This is a genomic window from Arthrobacter sp. SO3 (genome assembly GCF_020532825.1).
GTDB lineage: Bacteria > Actinomycetota > Actinomycetes > Actinomycetales > Micrococcaceae > Arthrobacter.
The window spans coordinates 70,516-75,189 of record NZ_MQTS01000108.1 but is presented as its reverse complement, the minus strand read 5'-3'; the positions used below and the strand labels follow the sequence as shown (position 1 = coordinate 75,189).

Here is a 4,674-nt window from a genome sequence, read left to right as displayed (position 1 = left end):
GGGCGGCGGCAGTTCGGACTACCCGTCCGCTACCACCGCACCTGCCTCTGGCTTCTCTTTCGTCTCCGTATGCGCAGGTGCCAGGTCTCAAGGTCCAGGAGGGGTCGTGCGAGGTCTCAAATTTAGGGTGAAGGTTGCTGCATCGGGGGCGACTTGCTGATGAAGAGGGACAAGCCCCGCGGCACGAAGCGTTCTAAAGAACTGGGGGCTGTCGCCGTCGAGTTCGCCCTGATTCTCCCTATTTTCCTGGCGCTAATCCTGGGAGTCGTGGAATTCGGACGGGCCTTCAGCATCCAAGTTTCCATGGCGGAGAGCGCCCGCGAAGCAGCACGGTATACAGCGATCCACTACACGGAGGCGGGGTCCTTGGCCGTGGCAAAGCAGAAGGCAATCGACGCAGCGCCAATTGCCGACCTGCAGCCCGGCGAGATCACCATCAGTACCTGCGGACCGGACCTGGACGCCGTCGTCCTGATCAAGGCCAATACCGCCTATCTGACCGGACTTCCGACGCTACTTCCCTTTCTGCCGGACGTCATGAGCATTTCAGCAAAAGGGGTAATGCGATGTGGAGGATAACAAGGACGCCGTCGGACGCCGTGGACAACAACGAAAACGAACGGGGTGTCATCGCGCCGCTCGCCGCCATTCTCATGGTTGCCCTCCTGGGCTTCGGCGCCCTTGCCGTGGACGTGGGAGCCATGTACTCGGAGAAGACCCAGCTGCAGAACGGCGCAGATGCAGCTGCTCTCGGGGTGGCGCAGGCATGTGCAAAGACGCCATGCGCTGTGGACCAGAAGGTAAAGGCTGCGCCCCTCGCCAACGGCAACGCTCTTGATGGGTCAAGCAACGTTGTCTCGGCCACAGTCAACGCCGGCACAGTCGACGTAACAACTGAGACACCAGCCGGCGCTGGCGGAGAGCATTTTTCGCTTTATCTCGCACGTGTCCTCGGCATCAATTCCGTGGAAATCCAAGCGTCGGCCCAGGCCAAATTCGGGGGTATCTCGGCCGGCAATGTGCTTCCGCTGTCGTTTTCCAAATGTGAGTCGGATCCTTCCTTTTCGAAGGATCTTCAGTTCTTCCCGGAGCACGGCAATACGTTGGCATCCAAACCCGACTATGAATGCGTCACTTCCTCCTCGTCCGGGCTTGAGGTCCCGGGTGGATTCGGCTGGCTTGATCACCCCGCTGGAGTTTGCAACGTCACGGTGGACATAAAGAACCCCTGGGTCGGGACCAATACCGGCCAGAACTATGACAGTGATTGCGCCACCGTGCTGAACCAGTGGGGGGCCGTTCTGGCGGATCCCACGAAAACCGTGGACATTCTGGTACCGATTTTTGACAACGTCCGGGGCACAGGAGCCGGCGCAGAATTCCACATTGAGGCCTTCGCCCAAATATCGCTGAGGGGATGGAACCTCAAAGGCGGCAGCACGCTGCCTGGGGACTTCATGACAGCGGAGGCAACCACACTGTCCAAATCATTGAAGCTCAAGAATAGCGACAACGGAATCTTTGGACGGTTTATCAAGAAAGTATCGCTGGCCGAAGCTGCCACCTTGGGCGGCCCGACAACATACGGATCACTTGGGGTCACGTTGTCCAAGTAAGTACGACACACACGAGTTTGAATCCGCAAGAGGAGGAAGTAAAAGTGAAAACACGCCTACTGGGAGGCATCGTCGCATTTGTGCTGGCAATAGTTGGCACCGTCTTACTGGTCTCATACGTTTCAGCGTCCGAGGCTCGGGCCCAAAAGGACCTGCAGCCTGTCGACGTACTTGTAGTTCAAGAACAGGTTGCGAAGGGCGCTGATCTTGAAAAAGTGAAGAGCGCTGTGAAGCTGACCTCGCTGCCTTCGGCCTCGGTGCCGAATGGCGCGCTCAAGAGCCTGGACGGCCTGAACGGGAAGGTCGCCGCCGTAGATCTGCTGCCAGGCGAAGCACTGCTTGGTGCACGGCTGGCTGATCCTGAGACCTTGTCAGCGCCCGGCTCCGTTCCGGTTCCGGAGGGAATGCAGGAGATCTCGGTCCAGCTGGAGGCCCAGCGGGTGGTCGGCGGCCGCATCGCGGCCGGCGACACAGTGGGCATCGTCGTCCTCTTTGACAAGGGGGCTGTGAAGGACGCACCTGATGTGGAGTCCGGGCAGCAGATTTTTCACAAAGTGCTGGTGACGAGCGTCCAGCGATCCCTGGCAAAGACAGCGGCAAAAGCTGGCGACGGGACGACTGCTGAGGAACAGGCCAATACCGAATTGCCCACCGGACAGTTGCTCGTAACCTTCGCCCGCAACGACGCGGATGCAGCGAAGATCGCATTCGGGGCCAACTTCGGAACCTTGTGGCTGACCAAAGAACCGTCGTCCGCCACTGAAGGCGCCCCGGTGGTTGTCAAGAAGCCGGAGCTGTACCGATGAGCAGATTCGTAGCCATAACAGCAGACCCCGATTTCGAGGGGCGCGCCAGGCAGGCCGCTTCCCGCCTTCATGGAAGTTTTCACGGAATCGTCGCAAATTTCCTGCCGCCGGGACCGGACGACGTGCTGCGCACCCTCTCGGGCGACCCAATCGAAGTCATCCTGCTGGGGCCGGGACTGCCCGTAGATGACGCCATTAGGCTCGCCAGCCTCTTCGATCTGCAATACCCGGAGATCAGCGTGGTGCTAGTCACCGACGGCGATTCCAGCATCGCATTGCCCGCGATGCGGGCAGGAATCAGAGATCTCCTGGAACCCGAGGCCGACGCAGACGCCATTCGCGTCATGCTCGAACGCGCCAGCCTCGCGGCAGCGGGACGCCGGCGCGGCCTCGGGAACAGCGTCGAACCTTTGACCGGGAACGGAAGAATCATCGCCGTCATGTCGCCGAAGGGAGGGGTAGGCAAAACGACTGTTACCACCAACCTCGCGGTCGGGCTCGCAAAATTGGCCCCTATGGGCGTGGTGGTGGTCGATCTGGACCTCCAGTTTGGTGACGTAGCGTCCGGACTCCGGCTTGAGCCGGAGAAGACCATGGCCGACGCGGTAAAAGGGGCGGCCGCGGGCGACAGCCTGGTGCTCAAGTCATACCTCACGCTGCATCCCTCAGGCATCTACGCCCTCTGTGCCCCCCTCAACCCGATAGAGGCGGATCAGATAACGGGGGAACAGGTCTCCAGGTTGCTTGTCCAGCTTGCCAGCGAATTCAAATACGTGGTCGTGGACACCGCTCCGGGACTCGGAGAACATGTCCTTGCGACCCTCGAAGAGGCCACGGACGGCTTGTGGGTTTGCGGAATGGACATCCCGAGCATCAAGGGCCTCCGGACAGGATTTGCACTCCTGACCGAGCTTGGACTGCTCCCCCCCAACCGGCATGTGGTGCTCAACTTTGGGGATCGACGCAGCGGGCTGACGCTCCAGGATGTCGAGGCGACCATTGGCTGCCCTGTGGACGTGGTTCTCCCCCGGTCGCACGCTGTGCCGTATTCCACGAACAAGGGGGTACCGCTGCTGCAGGATGCATCCCGGGATGCCGTGGCAAAGGGGCTGCGTAAGCTCGTCGACCGGTTCGACCCGAATTGGGAGCAGCGGCCCCACAAGAAACTTCACCGAAGGGCGGTAGTCCAATGACACTTGCAGATCGCTTTGAAGCCGTCCGCAGTGAGGCAGTCAAGCAACCAGTTTCCCCCCGCACTGAGATCCCGTGGGCAGGGAAACCGCAGAACGAGTCCGCCTGGAATGACGCGGGCTCCAAAGATCACAGCGCTGATGCCAACGATGCACTGACAGCGGTAAAGGAACGCGCCGGCCTAGCACTCTATGAGCGCATGGGCAGCCGGATCTCGGACACTTCGCTGGACGAAGCGGAGTTGCACGACTATGCCAAAGGCGAACTGCGCACCATCATCGAAGAGGACGAGATTCCGCTGACCGCAACCGAACGGCAGCGTCTGGTTCAGGAGATCCTGGATGATGTCATCGGACTCGGCCCCTTGCAGAAATATCTCGCTGATGACGCCGTGACGGAAGTAATGGTCAACGGCCCAAATAAGATCTATGTGGAACGCGGCGGCAAACTCTTCCTGACCGGTTCGCGCTTCACGTCCGAGGACCACCTGCGCCGGATCATCGAGCGGATTGTCACCAAGGTCGGCAGGAGAATCGATGAATCTTCGCCGCTCGTGGACGCCCGCCTGTCCGATGGTTCGCGTGTGAACGCCATCATCCCGCCCCTGGCCGTCAACGGATCATCGCTGACCATCCGAAAATTCGGCCAGGTGCCATTGACGGTCAACGATCTCATCTCGTTTGGCACGATCTCCCCGGAGATCGCAGAACTACTGAATGCCTGCGTCCACGCCCGGCTCAACATCATTGTGTCCGGAGGCACCGGGACTGGCAAGACAACACTGCTCAATGTCCTGTCCTCCTTCATTCCCTCCGATGAGCGGATCGTCACCATCGAGGACGCCGTCGAGCTTCAACTGCAGCAGGAACACGTTGTCAGGCTCGAAAGCCGGCCGAGGAACATCGAAGGTAAAGGCGAGATCAGCATCAGGGATCTCGTCCGGAACTCACTGCGAATGCGCCCGGACAGAATCGTCATCGGCGAAGTCCGCGGCGGCGAGTCGCTGGATATGTTGCAGGCCATGAACACAGGACATGACGGTTCGATCTCAACGGTGCACG

The 4,674-nt window shown here is 60.2% G+C and carries 5 protein-coding genes; all 5 read left to right on the top strand.

All coding sequences use genetic code 11. The annotated features are described in order from the left end of the window. The first annotated feature begins 159 nt into the window (after positions 1-159). Positions 160-579 carry a TadE/TadG family type IV pilus assembly protein gene (locus BJQ90_RS11330; RefSeq protein ID WP_226760359.1) on the top strand — a complete coding sequence of 140 codons (420 nt, stop codon included), beginning with the start codon at positions 160-162 and terminating at the stop codon, positions 577-579. A 20-nt stretch (positions 580-599) separates the two neighbouring features. Next, positions 600-1,616, top strand: coding sequence for a pilus assembly protein TadG-related protein (locus BJQ90_RS11325; protein ID WP_226760358.1), 1,017 nt, complete (start codon positions 600-602; stop codon positions 1,614-1,616). Between the two features lie 17 nt (positions 1,617-1,633). Next, entirely contained in the window at positions 1,634-2,422 is a 789-nt protein-coding gene (locus BJQ90_RS11320) for a Flp pilus assembly protein CpaB (RefSeq protein ID WP_226760357.1), read from the top strand. Next, positions 2,419-3,615 (top strand): AAA family ATPase, encoded by a 1,197-nt coding sequence (locus BJQ90_RS11315; RefSeq protein ID WP_226760356.1) that lies wholly within the window; start codon positions 2,419-2,421, stop codon positions 3,613-3,615. The genes BJQ90_RS11320 and BJQ90_RS11315 overlap by 4 nt, the downstream gene beginning before the upstream one ends. Continuing rightward, a partial coding sequence (locus tag BJQ90_RS11310; RefSeq protein ID WP_226760355.1) for a CpaF family protein occupies positions 3,612-4,674 on the top strand: 1,063 nt, incomplete at its 3' end. The genes BJQ90_RS11315 and BJQ90_RS11310, both read left to right, overlap by 4 nt.